Consider the following 16849-nt stretch of genomic DNA (forward strand, 5'->3'; position numbering starts at 1 on the left):
CGGGCGGCGGCGCCGGTACCGCCTTCGGCGCCGCTGCCACCCTAGCCCTAGCCCTCGCCCTCGCCCTCGCCCTCGCCCGGGCGGAACTGCTCGTACATCGCCACCAGGACGCCGTACACGGGCTGGCCCTCGGAGCCGTCCTCCGCCTCGTCGACCAGCTGGGCCAGGAGTTCGGCGAGCCGGTCGGCCTTCGCGGGGTCGAGGCGCAGGTGGCGCAGGGTCAGGCAGGTCTCGGCGTGCGAGCGGTCCAGCTCCTGGGCGACGGCACCGAGCATCGCGGCGGTGCCGGCCGCCTGGGGGTCGGCGACGGCCATCCGGCGGGCCGTGCGCCGGAAGTACTGCTCGGTGCCGCCGCGCACCTGGCGGGTCTCGGCGATCCGGACCATCCCGGCCTCGCGGAGCACCTTGAGGTGGTGGGCCACGGTGCCCTTCGACGCACCGAGCTGGGCGGCGAGCTGACGGATGGTGGCCTGCTGGTACCCCAGGGCGAAGAGCAGCCGCTGACGCAGCGGATGGGCCAGCGCCGCGTACTGCTCGGGTGATCCGATCTGCTGGACGTCCGCCGGCGGAGGCGGGGTCGGCTGGTGCTGCGACTGCGGCTGCTCGGGCATGAGCTAAGTGTCCAATTCTCTTGACGCTTTCGCAAGGGCAGTGCTTCACTCCTCGGCATGACAACTCTGACGCAGCCTCAAACCACCTTTGCCGCCGCCCCCGTCATCGACGAGCTGACCCGCCTTGTGACCGAGCACTACGTCTTCCCGGAGGTGGCCGAGCAGATCGTCACCCTGCTGCACCGACGGCTCGCCGAGGGCGCCTACCAGGTCGACCCGGCGGAGCTCGGCGCGCTGGTCACCGCCGACCTGCAGTCCGTCAACCAGGACGGGCATCTGCGGCTCAAGCACTACCCCGAGGTGATCCCCTCCGAGCAGGGCGCCGCCACCCTCGCGGCCATGCGCCGCAAGTTCGACGACTCGATGGGCGGCGTGCCCCGGATCGAGCTGCTGGCGGGCGGGGTGGCCGTCCTGGAGATCGCCCCGGCGGTGTTCCCGCTGGCCTGGGCGGCCGAGCCGATCAGCGCGGCGTTCACCCTCGCCTCGCGGGCCGAGGCGCTCATCCTGGATCTCCGCGGGAACCTGGGCGGCGACCCGGACACCGTCGCCTTCGTCTGCGGCTACCTGCTCGACGAGCGCACCCACCTCAACACCATGCTCTGGCGCGAGGGCGATCGCCGCGAGCAGTCGTGGAGCCCGGTGCACGTCCCCGGCGCGCGCTTCGGCGGCAGCAAGCCGCTGTACGTGCTGACCAGTGGCCGCACCTTCTCCGGCGGCGAGGAGCTGAGCTACAACCTGCAGCAGCTCGGCCGCGCCGTCATCGTCGGCGAACGCACCGGCGGCGGCGCGCACCCCCGGGAGAGCTGGACCCTCCACCCCCACCTGGAGGCCCACATCCCGGTCGGCCGCTCCGTCAACCCGGTCTCCGGGACCAACTGGGAGGGCACCGGCGTGCAGCCCGACGTCCCGTGCGCCGCCGACGACGCGCTCGACCGCGCCCACGCGCTGGCCCAGGCCCGCCTGGCGGGCTGACCCGGGATCACAGCCGGTACGCCCGCCGGCGGACGGCCGTGACCACCCGCCGGCCGGAGTCCGCCGGTCAGGGCCGTGCCGCGTCGAACGGCAGGACGCGCCGGAAGACGACCATCGCCTGGCCGGGGCCGTTGTAGTCCTCGACGGTCTCCGCCGTGAAGCCGAGTCCGCGGTGGAACGCGATCGAGCCGGTGTTCCCGACCGACGTGACCGCCTTCAGGCGCACCGCGCCGCAGCGCTGGGCGGCGGCGGCGAACTCCGCGTACAGCCGGCGGCCGAGTCCGCTGCCCCTGGCGTCGTCCCGGGTGGCGATCAGGTGCACGTACCCGGTCCCGGTCGGGGTGGTGAACCCGAGGACGTACCCGCGGATGCCGTCCTCGGCGCGGGCGACCAGGCAGGTCGGGCCGAACTCCCGCACCAGCGCCGACAGGTGCAGGGAGCGCAGATCGCGCTCTCCCCAGTAGCGCGGATGGTCGGCGAGGACCTGGCGCAGGTCGGCCATCTCGGCTGGTGCGATCTCCATTTGCATGGCAGTGATCATCGCAGCCGGACCGGCGACCCACCGGCCTTTCCGGAACAGCCGGAGCGGACCGCACCAGGCCGGACCTGGCCGACTCGCCAGGCGGGGCAACGTCACAAACCGGGGCACACCAGATATTTTGTGGGCGACACGGCAGGTCCGATTCCGGGGAGAGCGATGCCTTCGACCGACCCACCGACCGGACCCGCCGGGCCCACCGATCCTGGCGACCCCGGAAGTCCCGCAGGCCCCGCAGGACCGGCAGACCCCGCAGGACCGGCCGGAAGCGCCGGAAGCGCCGGGAGCGCCGGGCCCGGCCGGACGACGGCCGCCCGGGTGCTGCGCAATCCACGGGTCTGGCTGCTGCCGACCGTGATCATCGGCCTGGTGTCCCTGCTGCTCTCGCTCGTCTACATGGGCGGCATCCTCAACCCGCGCGGCGACCTGAGCCGGATGCCGATCGGGCTGGTCAACCTCGACCGGGGCTCGGTGGTGGGCGGGCAGCCGGCCAACCTCGGTGCCCAGATCACCCAGGGGATCGCCACCGCGCCGGACCCGGCGGGCCAGGTGGACTGGCGGGTGCTGGACGGGCCCGGTGCGGCGGACGGCCTCGCCGCCGGCAAGCTGTACGCCGTCCTGGAGGTACCGGACGGCTTCACCGCCGCCGTGGCCGCGCTCGGGTCCGCCGGTCCGCGGGCACCGGCCCGGCCCACCGTCTCCGTCCTCAGCAACCCGGGGGCCGGGAGCCTGGCCTCCTCGCTGGCCACCTCGATCGCGCAGGCGGCGGCCAAGGCGGCCTCGGTCCAGCTCGGCAGCTCGCTCACCGCGCGGCTCCAGGCCCAGGCACCGGCCCAGGGCGCGGCCGTGAGCAACGCCGCGCGGCTGCTGCTCGCGGATCCGGTCACCGTCAACGTCGTGGTCGGCCACCCGATCGGCACGCACAGCGGCCTGGGCCTGACCGCCTTCTACTACACGCTGCTGCTCGTCCTGTCCGGGTTCCTCGGCGCCAGTGTGATCAGCAACGGTGTCGACGTGGCGCTCGGCTACGCGGCCAGCGAGCTGGGGCCGATCCGGCGGCAGTTCCCGACCGTCCCGATCAGCCGGACCCAGACCCTGCTGGTCACCTGGGCGATGTCGGTCGGGCTCTCGGTGCTGACGTCCAGTCTGATCATGCTCGCGAGCGTCGCCGTGCTGGGCATGGACGCCTCGCACCTGCCGCTGCTCTGGGTGTTCTCGTTCTGTGCCAGCGCGATCGTCGGGATGGGCGTCCAGGCCCTGCTGGCCGCGTTCGGCGGGGTCGGCCAACTGCTCAGCATGTTCGTCTTCATCGCGCTCGCCCTGCCCTCCTCGGGCGCGACCATCCCGCTGGAGGCGCTCCCCCGCTTCTACCGGGTGCTGGCCGAGTTCGAACCGATGCGGCAGCTGACCGGCGGAGTCCGCTCGATCCTCTACTTCGACGCCCGGGCCGACGCCGGGCTCACCCGTGCGTGGATCATGATGGCCGTGGGCCTGGTGGCCGCGCTGGCCTTCGGATTCGCCATGACCTCCTACTACGACCGCCGGGGCCTGCACCGCATCGTCCCCGAGCCGGCCGAGCCGCACCCGGCCCACTCCCCCGCCGCCGACGGCTGAGGCGCGTCCCGGGGTGCTCCCCCGGGACGCGGCCGTCAGGCCCGCTGACCCGCCGTCCGGTCACCGTCCTGCGCGTGGACGAAATCCCAGACGGCCGGGAGCAGTTGCCCGGGCGTCTCGATCTGCGGGACGTGACCGGTGCCGCGCAGCAGCTGGAACCGGGCGTTCGGGACGGCCGCGGCGTAGGCCCGGCCGTAGTCCTGGTCGACGACCTGGTCGCTCTCGCCCCACAGCACCAGGGTCGGCAGCCCGACCCCGGCCAGCCGGCCCCGCAGAGTCGGGTCCCCCGCCGAGGCGGGCCCGCCGTAGACGGCGAGGGCCGCCCGGTTGGCGGCGGCGCCAGCCCGCTGGGCCTCGGTGAGCGCACCGGGGTCGATCCGGAACTTCGCCGGATCGTGGAAGCTGAGGCGGGACAGCTCCTGCGGCGACAGCGCGAAGACGTCGGCGACGGGGTGCCCGGGGACCACGATCCCGACGGCGTTGACGAGCACCACACCGCTGATCCGGTCGCTGCCGAGCAGCGCCAGCTCGGCGGCGACCCAGCCGCCGAGGGAGTTGCCGACCACCGTGACGCCGGTCAGGTCGAGTTCCTCCAGCAGCCGCGCGTAGAGCCGGGCGAGCCCGGCGGGGCTGGTCAGGCCGTCGGGCCGGCCGGTCCCGCCGAAGCCGGGGTGGACGGGTGCGATCACCCGGGCCGGCCGCTGCCCGGCCAGCAGCCGGACGAACGGGGCGACGGTCTGCGGGCCGCCGCCACCGTGCAGCAGGAGGACCAGCCGCCCCTGGCCGTGGTCCTCGAAGTCGAGCTCGACCCCGTCGAGGGCGAGCGTGCGGCTCGTACCGGCCGGCCCGGGCCGGGCGAAGTCGGTGGCCGGGACGGTCGCGTACCGGCTCATGGCGTGCACCGTCGCTTCGGGGGTGAGCTCCTGGCCGGCGGCGATCATGTCCCGCAGGTCACGGAAGTACCGCACGTACAGATCGGGGGTGAAGGTGTTCAGCAGCACGGCCGGCCGGTCACCGGGGTTGGCGAAGGTGTGCGGGACGCCGGGCGGGATCATCACGAACGTACCGGCGGGTGCCTCGTGCACCGTCTCCCCGACGGTGAAGCGGGCCTCGCCCGAGACGACGTAGAAGCCCTCGTCGTGCTCGGCGTGGCGGTGCTGCGGCGGTCCCTCGCTGTGCGGGGCGAGGGTGATCTCGCCGATCCCGAGCCGGTGGCCCGTGCTGCTCCCGTCCTCCAGGATGCGCATCCGCGTCGTTCCCAGCCGGATCGTCTCTCCGCCGCCGGGGGTGACCACTGAAGCCTCGTTCATTGCGTGTCTGCTCCTTCGGTTCGCGAAAGGTCGTCGGGAGCCGTCGAGGATTTTCGAGTGCTCACGAGAGTTCGCTCTCACAAAGGTAGAAGGCCAACCCCCAAGATGCAAGTCAACTCTCATGACGAGGGTCCTCGCCAAGACCGTGCCGCTCCGGGCGGGGTGTACCGCGGAGACCGGGCGAGGAGAGACCGGGAGAGGTCGGGGCCGCACTTCCCGAACTCGCCAGGACCTCACCCGGTCGACGTCCGGACCTCGTCCGAACCGCGCCCGGACCTCGTGCGGACCGGCCCCGGGCCGGGCACGATGAGGGCACTCGTCGGATCCGACACGCTTCGAACGGAGCTTTGCATGACCGAGCCGACCTCGACCGGCAACGCCGGCCCGGTCTCCGACCGCGAGACCGGGACGCACCGGCAAGGCCCGGCGGGCCCCGGGCGGAAGGCCGTGGCCGAGCCGGAACCGCACCACCCGCAGGGACTCGCCGGCCGGCTCAACGCCCTGTGGGCCGGTGTGCTCGGCGCCAACGACGGCATCGTCTCGACCGCCGGCCTGGTGGTCGGGGTGGCCGGTGCGACGTCCTCCAGAGGGCCCGTCTTCACGGCGGGCATCGCGGGGCTGGTGGCCGGTGCGGTGTCGATGGCGCTCGGCGAGTACGTGTCGGTCAGCAGCCAGCGGGACGTCGAGCGCACGCTGCTCGCCATCGAGCGCACCGAACTCCAGGAGTTCCCCGAGGAGGAGATCGCCGAACTGGCGGCCCTGTACGAGGCCAAGGGGCTCCAGCCCGCGACCGCCCTCCAGGTGGCCCAGGAGCTGACGGCCAACGACGCGTTCGCGGCGCACGCCGACGCCGAGCTGGGGATCGACCCGCAGGAGCTGACCAACCCCTGGCATGCCGCATGGGCCTCGCTGATCGCCTTCACCCTGGGTTCGGCGCTGCCGCTGCTGGCCGTCCTGCTGCCCCCGGCCGGTTGGCGGGTGCCCGTGACGTTCGCCGTGGTGCTGGTCGCCCTCGCACTCACCGGCGCACTGAGCGCGCAGCTCGGCGGGTCGAAGAAGGCACCGGCGGTCGCGCGGCTGGTCATCGGCGGCGCACTGGCCATGGCCGTCACCTTCGGCGTCGGCCGGCTGGTCGGCGGGTCGGTGGGCGGCTGACCCCGCCGTCGGGTGACGGGGTGAGGTGGACCAGGCTCGGGCACCTCACCCCTGGGCGGGTCCGCTACAGGCTCGGGGCGGCCGGCGCCGTCAGACTCCGGTAGGCGTCGATCGCGGCGGCCAGCGTGTCGGCGAGGTACCCGGGACGGGACGCGCCGCCGGGCACCGGCAGGGTCCCGGCTCCCGGCCGGGTGATTCCGACCCGCCGGAAGAGCGCGCTGAGCTCAGCGGCCAGGCTCTGGGCGTCCAGGGCGAGCGCGTTGGCGAGGTCGGCGCAGTACATCCGGCCGCCCGCCTGTTCGACCGACCGGTGTGCCTTCAGCAGCAGGTCCGGGACGTCGCTGTCGGCGGCCGGGGGGGTCCGGGAGCCGGGCAGCACGGCGGGTTTCGGTTCGGGCATGGCCGAGGCCATGCGCGCGTAGACGGAGGCGACCGCGGCGAGCGCCGAGGCGGCGTCCCATCTGCGCTGGCCGAGCATCGACAACGCCTCGCGGGCGAGCGAACGGGCGTTCTCAGCAGAGGTGTCTTCCATACCGTGCCCAACGTCCCCGCCCCCGCGAGGGCACGTCCCCGGAGCATCTGCCAGCCCTATGCCAGACACCGCACGGGCACCTTCGGCCGGATCGGCTCAATCGGTTCCGCCAAACGGCCGATGCCGAATCGTTTTGCCCGGGAGCCGCACCGCACGGGTGCCCCCGCAGCAGGGCCGACACGCCGTGGGGCCGTGGAAGCGGCGGGCCGTGGTCCCGCCCGCCAGGAGATCGGGCAGGACCACGCACCCGCGCGGACGGACCGTCAGCCGACGCGGACCGTGGCCGGGCCGGAGAGCCGGTCCGTGACGAGCCTGCCGTCACCGGCCCGGCGGGCGAGCAGCCTGGCGCGGAACTGCTCCTGGCCGCGCTGCCCGGCGCTCACCCGGACGGTCAGCGCACTGCCCGGAGTCCCGGAGCAGCCGACCTGCCGCCAGGCTCCCGAGCCGAGCCGCTGGTCGACGCAGACGTACGTCACGCGGACCGCGTCGTCACCGCCCCGGGCCGTCACCTGGACGGACTGGCCGACCCGCAGCGCGTGGGTGCTGACGGACACCGAGATGTCGCTCTTGGCGGCGGCGGTGCCCGCCGCCACGGCGAGCAGGCCGCCGGTGACGGCGGTCAGGGCAACGGCACGACGGAAGGTGGAGCGCATGGACTTCCCCCAGTTGATCGAATGCCACTCGAAAACGATGGCAGGTTGTGAGCCAGGACGCCGCTGCGCGGCCACCGGTTGCACGCGCCCGCCGCCGGGGCTCCACCGCGCGGGGCCGGCCGCGAGGGCTCCCCCGCAACCGGGCCCGGCGCACGGGCGGCGACCGGCGGCGGCCGGCGGGCCGACGGGCCGACGGGGCCGGCGGCCGGATCGCACCCGTCCACCCTGCCACCCGCCTCGCCCCCGCGGCGCCCGCCCCGCCGACCGGCCCAGGACAGCGGGGCGGCGGGCGGTGACCATGGGAGGAGCCAGCAGAACCCCAGCCCACTGCGAGGAGCACAGCATGCGGTACCGAGTGGTCGTCGGCATCGACGGCACGGACGCCAGCCACGACGCCGTCGACTGGGCCGCGGACGAGGCCCGGCAGCGCCGGGGCTCGCTCCACCTGCTGCACGCCTGGTTCGGCGAGATGGCGCAGGCGTTCACCGGGCGGGCGACCCACCTCAGCCGGGACGCCGGCGAGGAGGCCCTCGGTGCGGCCGCCGAGCAGGCCCGGTTGCGCCATCCGGACCTGGCGGTCACCACCGAGCTGGTGGACGGCCACGCCCGGGACGCGGTGCTCGCCGCCGCCGGGGAGGCGGAACTCCTGGTGCTCGGAGCGCGTGGTTCGGGCGGGTTCCCGCGTCTGCTGGTCGGTTCGACCAGCCTGGACGCCGCCGCCCGGGCCGCATGCCCGGTGGTCGTGGTCCATCCGGCGGCCGACCGCGCCTCGGCCGGCGGCGTGCTGGCCGGCGTGCACGGGCGGGACCCGGAGCAGCCGGTGCTCGACTTCGCCTTCGAGGCCGCGGTGCGCCGGGAGCTGCCGCTGCTGGCCGTGCACGCCTGGAGCTATCCGCTGGTCGCCGGGGCCGGCCGCGCGCTGCCGCCGGTCTTCGAGGAGGGCCACATCAAGGCGGAGCAGGATCGCCTGCTCGCCGAGGTGCTCGCCGGGTACCGGCAGGAGTACCCCGGGGTGAAGGTGGAGACGCTCTCCGTGCGCTCGGGCGCGGCGCGGGAGCTGGTCGCGCTCTCCGCCGCGCACCAGCTGGTCGTGGTCGGCCGCCACGGCACCGCGCGCGGCCCGCTCGGGCGGCTCGGTTCGGTCAGCCAGGCCGTCGTCCAGCACGGGCAGTGCCCGGTCGCGGTGGTACCGGCAGGCTGACCGCCGCCCTTCGCCGGGACGACACCGTTCGTTCACCGACTGGACTACCCCGCCGGTCGGAGCTGGGCTATGTTTCACAGCGTCAGCCGAAACGATGCAGGTCAGGGCCGCCACCGCCAGTTCGGCGGGTCCGCCCGGCAACGCCCGGCCCGACAACCGGCGCGCGCCGCAACCACGGTGAGCGCCGTGCTTCGAAGACCCGTCCGCACCGAACGGGTCCCGGTCGAGGCGGGGGAAGACAGGAACCACCATGAACATCCTGCTGCTGGGCCCGGTGGAACTCCGGGCCCACGACGGCTCGTCGGTGCACATCGGGGGTGCCCGGCGACGCGCGGTCCTGGCCACGCTCGCGATGGACGTCAACCGGGTCGTCCCGGTCGGCCGGCTGCTGGACACGGTCTGGGACCAGGCGCCGCCGCCCACCGCGAAGACTGTCCTGCAGGGGCACGTGGCCGGGCTGCGCGGCATCTTCGACGACAGTATCCGGCTGGTCACCCGCGAACCCGGGTACATGCTGCAGGCCGACCCCGAGCAGATCGACGTGCACCGCCAGCAGGGCCTGCTGGCACGGGCCCAGGCCCAGGACGACCGGGCGGCCGTCCAGCTGCTCCGCCAGGCACTCGGCCAGTGGCGGGGGCCCGCGCTGTCCGACTGCGGATCGACCGCGCTGCGGGAGGGGTCGGCCCAGCGGTTCGAGTCCACCCGTCTCCAGGCCCTGGAGCAGTTGGCCGAGCGGCTGCTGCGGATCGGGCAGGGGCCGTTGGCCGGCGCCGAGCTGGCCGAGGCGCTCGCCGCTCATCCCCTGCGGGAGTCGCTGGCACGGTTGACGATGCTCTGCCTCCAGCAGGAGGGCAGGCAGGCGGAGGCGCTGGCGGCCTACCACCAGGTGCGGCTGCGGCTCGCGGAGGAGCTCGGGGTCGACCCGGGCGCCGAGCTCCAGGCCGCGTTCGCGCAGGTGCTGGCTCCGGCCCCGGCGCCCGCCGCGCCGGCGGCTCAGGTGGTCGACGAGCAGTCCGGGCCGGTCGGCGCTCCGGCGCAACTGCCCCGCGAGGCAGGTGGGTTCATCGGCCGCGAAGCGGAGCTGGCCTGGCTCGGCGAGCACGCGGGACCGGACGGGGACGGGGTGCTCCTGGTCACCGGGCCGGCCGGGGTCGGCAAGACCGCCCTGGTGCTGCGCTGGGCGCACCGGCACGCGACCACCTTCCCGGACGGCCGGATCGGCGTGAACCTGCGCGGCTTCGACGAGACCGAACCGCTGCGCCCGGAGGAGGCGTTGGCGAGCCTGCTGCGCGCACTCGGGGTAGCCGAGTCGGCGATCCCGGGCGGGCTGGAGGACGCCGTCGCGCAGTACCGGACGGCGCTGGCCGGGCGCCGGGTCCTGATCGTGCTGGAGAACGCCCGCAGTGCCGAGCAGGTGCTCCCGCTGCTGCCCGCCGAGCCGGGCTGCGTCGCGCTGGTGACCAGTCGGCACCGGCTCTGCGAGCTGGTGGCCCAGGAGGGCGCGGTCGTGCTGCCGCTGGACGCGCTCTCGGCCGAGGAGGCGTTCGACGTGCTGGCCCGGGTGGCCGGACGGCAGCGGCTGACGGCCGAGCCGGAGGCGGCCCGCCAAGTGGTGGAGCTGTGCGAGCGGCTCCCGCTGGCCCTGCGGATCGCCGGATCGCGGCTGGCGACCCGGCCGCACTGGTCGGTCGCCGCACTGGCCGGGGAACTCGCCGACGAACGCTCCCGGCTGGCCGCGCTCTCCACCCAGGGCCCGCTGAGCGTCGAGGCCGCGCTCGAACTCACCTGCCGGGCGCTGCCGGAGCCGGCGGCGGAGCTGTTCCGGCTGCTCGGGACGCATCCCGGCCAGCAGATCGATCCCTGCGCGGCGGCCGCCCTGGTGGGCACCGACCGCCGGGCCGTTCGCGGCTCGCTGGACGTACTGGACTCGGCGCACCTCGTCCAGGAGACGGCCCCCGGCCGGTACGCCCGCCACGACCTGGTCCGGCTCTACGCCCGGCACGCGGCGGAGAGTCTGCCGGCCGCCGACCGGCAGCAGGCCCTGACCCGGTTGCTGGACTACTACCTCGCGGCCACCGCCGCCGCGGTCGCGACCACCCGCCCCGAGGCCCGCTACCACCACCCGCCGCAGCCGCCGACCGGTGGCGTGCCGCCGTTCGCCAAGGCGGCCGACGCCGCCGCCTGGTTCCGGGGCGAGGAGCCGGTCATCCGCGACCTGGCGGGCCTCGCGCACGGCCGGCAACTGCACGCCCATGGCTGCCGGCTGGCCGAGAACGCGGGTTTCCTCTACAACGACGCGGGGCGGTTCCGCGAGTGGGAGCAGGTGATCGCCCGGGCCCTGGCGGCGGCCGACTCCGCCGGCATCGCCGAGCAGTGGCCGCACCTGTACTCCAACCACAGCCTGTCGCTCGGGTGGCAGGGGCGGACGGCCGAGGCACTCCGCCAGTCCGAGCGGGCCTTCCAGCTCGCCGACCCCGCCAGCAGGCCGGTGCTGCGCCACCGCTACCGGAGCATGATGGCCAGCTTCATGGACCGGCGGGAGGCGATGCCGCTCCTGGAGACGACGGTGGCCGAGGCGCGGGAGGCGGGTGACGGCCGGCTGCTCTCCCAGGCGCTCAACAACCTGGCCGACGGCTGGCGCGAACTCGGCAGGCCACAGGCTTCGTTGGCGCCGATCGAGGAGTCGCTGAGACTGCTGGACGGGCAGCGGGCGGATCCCTTTCTGGTCATCTCGACGAAGACCTACGCCCAGGTCCTGCACGGGCTGGGCCGGACCGGCGAAGCGGTGGAGCAGATCCGCCGGATGCTGGCGATCGGGCGTGAACAGGGCAACGTCCACGTGGAGTTCGACGTCGCGCATTTCATGGGGCAGGTCCTGCACGACCAGGGCCGGACCGCCGAGGCCCGGCAACAGTGGGAGCAGGCCCTGGAGATCGCCACCGAGCAGGGCCGGCTGACCCGGCAGGTCAAGCAGCTGAAGGCGCGCCTCGCGGCGGGCTGATCACCGCGCGGCCGCCGCGGCGAACTGTGCGACCAGTCCGGCGATCGGCCGGTCCGCCTGCCCGGCCAGCCGGGCGGCGGCCCGCAGGAGGGCCGGCGGGCTGCCGCCGCAGAGCAGGACCAGGCAGCGCGCCATCTCCGGTTCGGCCAGCACCCGGCCCGGTCCGATCGCGACGGCGAGCAGGTCGAGTGCGTCCTGCTCGGCCTGCGGCCCCACCGCGAGCCAGGCGGCGGCCTCCTGGGCGACCAGCCGGGTGAGCGGCGAGCGGCTGGTCACCAGGGCGGCGCAGCCGTGCCCGGCCGGCAGCAGCGGACGGACGTCGTCGCTCTCGGCGACGCCGTCCACCACCACCAGCATCCTCCGGGTGCGGCTGAGTTCGGCGAAGCGGGCCGATCGGGCCGGGCCACCGGCCGGTACGTCGGCGGCCGGCTCGCCGAGTGTGCGGAGGAAGCCCCCGAGCACCTCGGCCGGGGCTCCGGGAGCGCTCGGTCCGCCGAGATCCGCGAAGAGCAGGCCGCCCGGGTAGTGCGGGGCCGCCCGGTGCGCCCAGTACACCGCCAGTGCGCTCTTGCCCACCTCGGGCTCACCGGCCAGGACGGCCACGACGGGTTCGCCCCGCCGTGCCGCAAAGACCTGGTCCAGCCACCGGAGTTCGGCCATTCGTCCGACGAACAGTCTTGCGGGAGGCGGCAGTTGCCACCGGTCAGGGCGCTCGGTCAGCGCGCGCTCAGCCGCACCGGGAGCCGGATCGGCCCCCGGGTGAAGTTCGACGGATTCCATGCGACGGGCCCATCCAGTTCGATCGCCCCGACCCGGGTACGCAACTCCTCGACGAAGGCCGCGATCTGCATCCGGGCGAGCCTCGCGCCGACGCAGACGTGCCGTCCGTACCCGAAGCTCAACTGCCGGTTCGGGGTGCGCGCGAGGTCGAAGCGTTCGGGCTGCTCGAAGACGCGGGGGTCGCGGTTGGCGGCGGCCGTCCAGACGGTGACCCGGTCACCGGCCGCCAGGGTGTGCCCGTGCAGCTCGGTGTCGGAGGTCACCGTGCGCAGGGCGTGCACGGCGGGCGCGACCCAGCGCAGGATCTCGTCCACGGCGGTGTCGACCAGTCCGGCGTCGCGTTGCAACGCCTGCCACTGCGCGGGGTGTTCGGTCAGCGCGACCAGTCCGCCGGCCACGGTGTAGCGGGTGGTCTCGTTGGCTCCGATCAGGATGCCGACGAAGTTCATCACGAGGTCGACGTCCGAGAACGGCTCCGGGCCGGCCGCCTCGTCCGCTGCGGCGAGCATCGAGCTGATCATGTCCTCGCCGGGCTGCCGCCTGCGCTGCTCGATGACCCGGCTGAAGTAGAGGAAGAGCTCGGTGTTGGCGGCGAACCGGTCGTCCTCGTCCTCGGAGTCGATGCCCTCGGTGGTGAGTTCGCCGACCGTCCGCCAGTCGGCCCTCGGCAGGCCCATGTAGGCGCAGACCAGGTCGGTGGGCAGCGGCCGCGCCACCGTGGAGACGAACTCGCAGCTGCCCGACTCCAGGGCGGTGTCCATGAGTTCGCCGACCACCGTGCGGATGCTCGACTCCAGGGCACGCATCGCGCGCGGTGTGAAGGCCGAGCCGACCAGCCTTCGGATCCGCTGGTGCCGCGGCGGGTCGCTGACGATCAGCATCCGGTCGGCGACCGCCCGGACGGCGTCGGGGTCGCCGCCGAGGCGCATGCCCCGGTTGGAGCTGAACAGCGAGTCGTTGCTGTAGACTTGGCAGACGTCGGCGTGCCGGGTGACGACCCAGAAGCCGGGGCCGTCCGCCTCGGGGTGCCGGCTGACCGGGTCGTCCTCGCGCAGCCGGTCGAGTTCGGCGAGGTAGCCGTCGTCCGCGAACCGGGCCGGGTCGGCCAGGTCGAACCGGCCCGTCACCGCGCCGGTCTGGGGTGCGTCCATGATGTCTCCTCCGTACGTTCTCAGGCGCGGGGCAGCTGGCAGAGGCCCGAACCGGCGCTGGCACCGCCGGTGACGTTGACCACGCCGCGGTCCGAGTCGAGGGTCGTGGCGCGGGCGTAGATGCCGCCGAAGCCGCTGCCGCCCAGGAAGACACCCCAGGCGGCCAGGTACGGCACCAACTCGCCCTGCTCGTCCGGGAAGTACTCCGTGACCGGGCGGACCCGGCGCTGGAGGACGGCGGGGCTGTCGAGCCCGGTGGTCAGTTGCTCGCGCCAGAGCTCGGGGGTGGTGGCCTTCTCCCAGCCGAGCACGATGCCCCGGCCGCCGCCGCCCGCCATGGTCGGCTTGAACGCCAGCTCCCGCTGGTGCCGGATCGCGTACTCCAGCAGGTCGACCCGCTCGCCGCTCTCCAGCGTCACCGGGCCCGGGCGGACCACCCTGGTCCAGGGCAGCAGGCGGTCGAGGGCGGCGAGTTCGTCGGCGCCGAACAGGTGGCGGTTCTGCTCGTCCGAGAGCATCGCGAGGGCGGCCTTGCTGGTGAACGGCTCGGCGTCCAGCGGGGTGAAGATCCTCACCTGGCCGGCCTCGGCGGCGTCCAGGACCGGGAACATCAGCTCGCGGGCCCCGGGCGACTCCAGCAGGTCCTCCAGCAGGAACTTGCGCTCGATGACGTCCACCGCCAGGTCGCCGAGCCACACCCGCCCTTCCCGCACGTCGAGTTCACCGAGGTGGCAGTGGCGGGCGTTCACACCGTGCTCGCGCAGCCTGCGCGCGTACGCCTCCCAGTAGGGGCCGAGGTCCTGGAAGCTGGTCGGCCAGTCGGCCACCACGACCACCGCGTCGTCACCGGGCACGAGGCCGCAGTCCTCGTACAGGTCCCGGATGTGCTCGCCGAAGGTGTCCACGCAGACCAGCCCGTGCCGGTCGGCGAACTCGCGCAGCAGGGGGTGCCCGAGCTGTGCCCGGCCGACGTCGGCGTTGTCCAGGCCGCCGAGCGCGCTGCTGACGTTGATCTCCAGCAGCCGGAAGCCCGACTCCTCGCGGTAGAGGTCCACCCGGGCGGGTTTGGCCGCCGAGCCGCTGCGGCTGCGCATGACCGCCTCGACCTGGACCTCGGTGAGGCCGACGGCCCGGCAGAAGGCTGCCAGGTCCCCGCCGAAGAGCCGGTCGGGCAGGCTGTCCAGGGCGGAGCGGAAGAGCTCCAGGTCGGCGGTGAGCCGTACCTGCTCCTGGTGGCCGAGGAACAGCGGGCGGGAGAGCAGCTTGTCGCCGTACGCCTTGGCCGGCAGGTCGGATTCGGGCTCGCGGATCAGGTCGCGGGCGGTGGCGCCGTGTGCGCGCACCAGGGCCAGGTAGTCCGCCGTCAGTGTCGAGCTGTCCATCTGGGGGAACGCCTCTCGGTCGGGGTGGGTCAGGGAGGGGTGACGGGCCGTCGGCGGAGCCGACTCCGACGGCCCGTCGGCCCGGAGCGGCGGGTCAGTGCACGGCGGCGGCGGACTCGCGGCGTCCGGCGACCAGGGCGGCCAGCGCCCGCAGGTCGGGCTGGCGCATGACCTCGGTGGCCTTGACACGGATGCCGTAGGTCGCCTCGATCACGGCGAGCAGCCGGGCGGCGGCCAGCGAGGCACCGCCGGCAGCCGAGAAGTTGTCCCCCGGCCCGAGCGTGGGGACGCCGACCAGCTGGCGGGAGGTGGCGACCAGGAACGCCTCGGTCTCGGCGAGCAGGGTACCGGTGGCCTCGGGAGCGGCCGCCCCGGAGGCCGGGGTGGCGACCCGGCGGGCCAGCTCGGCGCGGTCGACCTTGCCGTTGGCGTTCAGCGGGAACTCCCCGACCAGGTGCAGGGAGGTGGGTACGGCCTGCTCGATCAGGTGCTCGCGGGCCGTCCTGAGGATGGCGGCGGGCTCGGCGATCGCGCCGTCGGCGGGCTGGACGAAGGCCGCCAGCCGCAGTTCGCCGCCGGCGACGGGCTGGGTGACGACGACGGCGTGCCGTACCGACGGGTGCTGCTCCAGCGCGGCCTCGACCTCGGCCGGCTCGATCCTGGCACCGCTGATCTTGACCTGGTCGTCCAGGCGGCCGAGGAACTCCAGTTGCCCGGCCCCGTCCATCCGCACCTTGTCACCCGTCCGGTAGACCGTCCCCACGGCCCGCGCCGACTCCGGGGCGGGCACGAACCTGGCGGCCGTCAGGGCGGGGTCCAGATAGCCGAGGGCCAGTCCGGCGCCGCCGACCCGCAGTTCGCCGGCCTCGCCGTGGGGCAGGACGGCGCCGTCCCGGTCGGTGACGAAGACCGTCACGCCACTCATCGGCACGCCGATCGGCACCGGGGCGTCCGGGTCGGCCGGGGCCGGGTCGACCCGGTGCGAGGAGATCACGCAGGTCGCCTCGGCGGGGCCGTACATGTTGTGCACGGTGGTGGTGCAGCCGGCCGGGGGCCGGGTGCGCATCCGGTCGCCGCCGACGCTCAGGTGGCGCAGCGCCAGACCGGCCGGCCAGGGCCGGCCGAAGGCCAGTTCGGCGAGCGGGGTCGGCAGGATGCAGCTGGTGATGCCCGCCTCGCCCCACCACTGGAACAGTTCGGCGGTCGAGAGCCGCACCTCGTCCGGGGCGACGTGCAGCGCGGAGCCGGAGCACAGCGCCGACCACAGCTCCTTGAGGTGCGGGTCGAAGGTGGTGCCGACCAGCAGGCTGACCCGGGCGCCCGGGCCCATCTCGTGTTCCCGGCAGTACCAGCGCACCAGGTTGGCCAGGGCGGCCTCGCGGACCAGGATGACCTTGGGGGTGCCGGTGGTGCCCGAGGTGGTCACCGCGTAGAAGGCTCCCGGCGCGGCGGCCGGGCGGGCTTCACCGACGGGCAGCGCGAGCGCGACGGGCGCCTGCCCGGCCGGGGTGCGAACGCTCCAGCCTTCGGGCGCGGCGGTGGAGCCGTCGGTCAGCAGGCAGTTGACCGCGCCGTCCCCGGCGAGCGACTTCAGGCGGCTGGGCGCCGGACGGGAGCCCAGTGGCAGGTAGACCGCGCCGAGCCGGCCGAGCGCGACGGCGACGGCCGCCAGCACCGGAGACCGGTCCAGGCAGACGCCGACCAGGTCGCCGGGGCGGACCCGGCCGGCCAGTGCGGCGGCGATCCGGCGGGCGGTGGCGTCCAGCTCCTGGTACGTCCAGGTGGTGTCGCCGTCGACGACCGCCGGGGCCTCGGGCCGGGTCACGGCCCAGTGGTCGAACCAGTCGAGCACGGACTCGCCGGGGGCGGGGGCAGCCGGCGCCGGGCCGCCGGAGGTGGTGCTCGCAGTGGGGTGGACGGTACGGGCGGTGGGCAGATCGGTGGGCATG

14 protein-coding genes are annotated in these 16849 nt (G+C 74.5%); 5 read left to right on the plus strand and 9 right to left on the minus strand.

Annotated elements, in window-relative coordinates:
* Positions 1–47: 47 nt before the first annotated feature.
* A complete protein-coding gene (locus tag ABD330_RS14735; protein WP_344464924.1) occupies positions 48–611 on the minus strand; it encodes an ArsR/SmtB family transcription factor in 564 nt (187 codons plus the stop codon).
* Between the two features lie 57 nt (positions 612–668).
* On the opposite strand from ABD330_RS14735, the gene ABD330_RS14740 reads away from it, so the two are divergent.
* Positions 669–1583, plus strand: a complete 915-nt coding sequence (locus ABD330_RS14740; RefSeq protein ID WP_344464926.1) for a S41 family peptidase — start codon at positions 669–671, stop codon at positions 1581–1583.
* A gap of 67 nt (positions 1584–1650) precedes the next feature.
* Here the strand turns inward: ABD330_RS14740 and ABD330_RS14745 are convergent, their stop codons facing one another.
* A complete protein-coding gene (locus ABD330_RS14745; RefSeq protein WP_425555533.1) occupies positions 1651–2112 on the minus strand; it encodes a GNAT family N-acetyltransferase in 462 nt (153 codons plus the stop codon).
* Positions 2113–2439: 327 nt separating this feature from the next.
* Here ABD330_RS14745 and ABD330_RS14750 point away from each other — a divergent pair, with 327 nt between their 5' ends.
* Positions 2440–3735 carry a YhgE/Pip domain-containing protein gene (locus ABD330_RS14750; protein ID WP_344464930.1) on the plus strand — a complete coding sequence of 432 codons (1296 nt, stop codon included), beginning with the start codon at positions 2440–2442 and terminating at the stop codon, positions 3733–3735.
* A gap of 35 nt (positions 3736–3770) precedes the next feature.
* Here the strand turns inward: ABD330_RS14750 and ABD330_RS14755 are convergent, their stop codons facing one another.
* A complete protein-coding gene (locus ABD330_RS14755) occupies positions 3771–5045 on the minus strand; it encodes an alpha/beta fold hydrolase (RefSeq protein WP_344464932.1) in 1275 nt (424 codons plus the stop codon).
* Positions 5046–5396: 351 nt separating this feature from the next.
* Here ABD330_RS14755 and ABD330_RS14760 point away from each other — a divergent pair, with 351 nt between their 5' ends.
* Positions 5397–6200 carry a VIT1/CCC1 transporter family protein gene (locus ABD330_RS14760; RefSeq protein ID WP_344464934.1) on the plus strand — a complete coding sequence of 268 codons (804 nt, stop codon included), beginning with the start codon at positions 5397–5399 and terminating at the stop codon, positions 6198–6200.
* A 64-nt stretch (positions 6201–6264) separates the two neighbouring features.
* On the opposite strand, the gene ABD330_RS14765 is transcribed toward ABD330_RS14760, so the two are convergent.
* Positions 6265–6732 (minus strand): hypothetical protein, encoded by a 468-nt coding sequence (locus ABD330_RS14765; RefSeq protein WP_344464936.1) that lies wholly within the window; start codon positions 6730–6732, stop codon positions 6265–6267.
* A 263-nt stretch (positions 6733–6995) separates the two neighbouring features.
* Positions 6996–7385, minus strand: a complete 390-nt coding sequence (locus ABD330_RS14770) for a hypothetical protein (RefSeq protein ID WP_344464938.1) — start codon at positions 7383–7385, stop codon at positions 6996–6998.
* Between the two features lie 343 nt (positions 7386–7728).
* Here ABD330_RS14770 and ABD330_RS14775 point away from each other — a divergent pair, with 343 nt between their 5' ends.
* Both ABD330_RS14775 and ABD330_RS14780 read left to right on the plus strand, forming a co-directional pair.
* On the plus strand, positions 7729–8586 hold the full coding sequence (locus tag ABD330_RS14775) for a universal stress protein (RefSeq protein WP_344464940.1): 858 nt from the start codon (positions 7729–7731) through the stop codon (positions 8584–8586).
* A gap of 250 nt (positions 8587–8836) precedes the next feature.
* Positions 8837–11587, plus strand: coding sequence for an AfsR/SARP family transcriptional regulator (locus ABD330_RS14780; protein WP_344464942.1), 2751 nt, complete (start codon positions 8837–8839; stop codon positions 11585–11587).
* On the opposite strand, the gene ABD330_RS14785 is transcribed toward ABD330_RS14780, so the two are convergent.
* The 4 genes from ABD330_RS14785 to ABD330_RS14800 form a co-directional block, all read right to left on the minus strand.
* Complete coding sequence (locus ABD330_RS14785) at positions 11588–12247, minus strand: NB-ARC domain-containing protein (protein ID WP_344464944.1); 660 nt, start codon at positions 12245–12247, stop codon at positions 11588–11590. It abuts the gene before it with no gap.
* 56 nt (positions 12248–12303) lie between these two features.
* On the minus strand, positions 12304–13518 hold the full coding sequence (locus tag ABD330_RS14790) for a cytochrome P450 (protein WP_344464946.1): 1215 nt from the start codon (positions 13516–13518) through the stop codon (positions 12304–12306).
* Positions 13519–13538: 20 nt separating this feature from the next.
* Complete coding sequence (locus ABD330_RS14795) at positions 13539–14900, minus strand: hypothetical protein (protein ID WP_344464948.1); 1362 nt, start codon at positions 14898–14900, stop codon at positions 13539–13541.
* Between the two features lie 94 nt (positions 14901–14994).
* The gene (locus ABD330_RS14800) at positions 14995–16848 is read right to left on the minus strand and encodes an amino acid adenylation domain-containing protein (RefSeq protein WP_344464950.1); all 1854 of its coding nucleotides are present in this window, start codon (positions 16846–16848) and stop codon (positions 14995–14997) included.
* Between the last annotated feature and the right edge of the window lies 1 nt (position 16849).

The sequence above is a fragment of the Kitasatospora kazusensis genome (genome assembly GCF_039529945.1).
GTDB classification, from domain to species: domain Bacteria; phylum Actinomycetota; class Actinomycetes; order Streptomycetales; family Streptomycetaceae; genus Kitasatospora; species Kitasatospora kazusensis.